A 2,600-nucleotide genomic window follows, 5' to 3' on the forward strand; every position below is an offset into this window, starting at 1 on the left:
GCCCGGCAGGATCGCGCACGCGAGCCCGATCAGCCCGCCGACCACACCGCCCGCGCCGATCGCACCGGTCGCACGCGGCGGCGCGGACAGCGCGATGTGGAGCGCGGCGACGCTCGAACGCGGCCGCCAGGTCGCACTCGCCGGCGATTGCGCGGTATGCCACACCGCGCCCGGCGGCGCGACCAACGCGGGCGGGCTCGCGCTCGATACGCCGTTCGGCACGATCTACACGACGAACCTCACGCCCGATCCGGAAACCGGCATCGGCACGTGGTCGTATCCGGCCTTCGCGCGCGCGATGCGCGAAGGCGTCTCGCGCGACGGCACGCACCTGTACCCGGCGTTTCCGTACACGGCGTTCGCGAAGCTGAGCGAGCCGGACCTGCTCGCGCTCTATGCGTACCTGATGTCGCAGCCGCCGGTGAAGCACGTGCCGCCGAAGACGAAGTTGCCGTTCCCGCTCGACCGGCGGCGGCTCGTCGCCGGCTGGAACTGGCTGTTTCACGACGCGCGGCCGTTCGCGCCGGACCCGGCACGCTCCGCGATGTGGAATCGCGGCAAGTATCTGGTCGATGGCGCCGGGCACTGCGGCGCGTGCCACACGCCGCGCAATGCGCTGGGCGCGGAGAAGGGCGGCTTCGCGTATCTGTCGGGCGGCGAAGCGGAAGGATGGGTCGCGCCGCCGCTCGTCGCGTCGCCGGCCGCCCCGGTGCCGTGGACCGAAGGCGCACTGTTCGACTATCTGCGCACGGGTTTCTCCGCGCAGCACGGCGTCGCGGCCGGGCCGATGGCGCCCGTCGTCGCGGGGCTTGCGTCGCTGCCCGAGCCGGACGTACGGGCGATCGCGCACTACCTTGCGTCGCTGTCGCCACCCGTCGACGCCGCGGTGGCCGCAGACGCGGCCATCCGTCAGGCACGCGGCGCGGAAACCGTCGCGACGCTCGGCCTCGAGAACGGCCGCCGCGCGTTCGACGCGGCGTGCGCGGTCTGTCACGCGGAGTCTGGCGGCGTCGGGAATTTCGGCGTGCGTCCGCTGATGGGGCTCAACACGAGCGTCAGCCAGGCGACGCCGGACAACCTGCTGCGCGTGCTGCGCCACGGGATCGACCAGCCGGCCACCGACCAGCTCGGTTATATGCCGGGCTTCGGCGACGCGTTCGACGACCGGCAGATGGCCGAGCTCGCCGCGTACATTCGCGCGCGCTATGCGCCGGGGCAGCCGGCGTGGCGGAACCTGGCGGACGCATCGGCGAGGATCAGGCAGGAGGGCGTGCATTGACTGGCGCACGGGCGTGAGCGCCCGAAACGACGCACCGGCAGGGCAAAACTACTCACGGGATGAAAACGGGCGCGGCGCCGGGCTGTAAATCTTGCCTGCACTTGCGATCGTTTAACCATTCGAAACAATGTGTTCACCGAAAGGGGCATGATCTCCGGCGATCGGGCAGGCATACTGTCGCCTATGTTGCTCAATACACGTCGAACGGCGTGCGCTTGCCCCCCATGTTCATTCCAGTTTCTGTTCGAACCCTGCGATGGTTGACCGTCACGGCTGCTGCATGCTTGCTCGCCGCGTGTTCGACCGCTTCCGACGTGACCGCGACGTCGAACCCGAACGTGTTCACCGTGACGACGCGCACGGTCGGCGTGTCGACGACGTGGGCCGACGCCCATGAGAAGGCTGTCAACGAAGCCACCAACTACTGCACGCAACGCGGGATGCGCGCGAGCCTGAAGCAGGAATCGCTGACCGGCGGCAGCCGCGTCGACGCGCGCTCCGAACTCGCGTTCGAGTGCCATCCGACCTTCGAGACGGCATCGAACCCGCGCGGTTGAACGACACGCGGCATGGCCGCGCGACCGCCGCCTGAAGCGGCACCTGCGTTTTCCTTCCCCGCATGCAATCCGACCCGCGATACGCGCAAGCGCATCGCGGGTCGGCGCACGTCCGGCGCTTGTCGCGTCGGCTACGCCGGCTGCGCCTCGTACAGCTTCACGCACGCGGAGAAGTCGAGCGCGCCGAGCCCCTGCTGGCTCATCGACTGATAAAGCTGCTGCGCGAGTGCGCCCATCCACACCGGCTGGTGCGCGCTTCGTGCGGCTTCGGTCGCGAGCCCGAGATCCTTCAGCATCAGGTTCGCCGCGAAACCGCCCGCATAACCGCGCGCGGCCGGCGCCGCGTCGTTCACGCCCGGATACGGGTTGTATGTGTCCGAGCTCCAGCAGCGGCCGGTCGACGTGTTGATGATGCCAGCCAGCACGGCCGGCTCGATGCCGAGCGCGGCACCGAGCGCCATCGCTTCCGACACGCCCATCATCGAGATCCCGAGCAGCAGGTTGTTGCAGATCTTTGCGATCTGCCCGGTGCCCGTGCCGCCGCAATGCACGACGTTCCTGCCCATGTCGAGCAGCACGGGGCGGATGCGCTCGAACAGCGCGGCGTCCGCGCCGACCATGAAGGTCAGCGTGCCGGCCTGCGCGCCGCCGGTGCCGCCCGACACGGGCGCGTCGGCGAGCGGGAAGTCGCGCTGCGCGGCGGCTTCCGCCACCGCGCGCACGGTGGCGGGGTCGATCGTGCTGCAGTCGACCAGCGTCGCGCC

Annotated in this window: 3 protein-coding genes; 2 read left to right on the forward strand and 1 reads right to left on the reverse strand. The window is 70.2% G+C overall.

Annotated features, from left to right (window positions below):
• The coding region (locus ACNQQL_RS35765; RefSeq protein WP_347069598.1) for a cytochrome c at positions 1-1,279 on the forward strand (1,279 nt) is incomplete at its 5' end.
• A 224-nt stretch (positions 1,280-1,503) separates the two neighbouring features.
• Positions 1,504-1,836 (forward strand): hypothetical protein, encoded by a 333-nt coding sequence (locus ACNQQL_RS35770; RefSeq protein WP_347069606.1) that lies wholly within the window; start codon positions 1,504-1,506, stop codon positions 1,834-1,836.
• Positions 1,837-1,967: 131 nt separating this feature from the next.
• Here ACNQQL_RS35770 and mmsB read toward each other — a convergent pair.
• Positions 1,968-2,600: 3-hydroxyisobutyrate dehydrogenase (mmsB, locus tag ACNQQL_RS35775; protein ID WP_347069626.1), on the reverse strand; the 633-nt coding region annotated here is incomplete at its 5' end.

Source organism: Burkholderia sp. LFS061 (assembly GCF_047978125.1).
Lineage (GTDB): Bacteria > Pseudomonadota > Gammaproteobacteria > Burkholderiales > Burkholderiaceae > Burkholderia > Burkholderia pyrrocinia_C.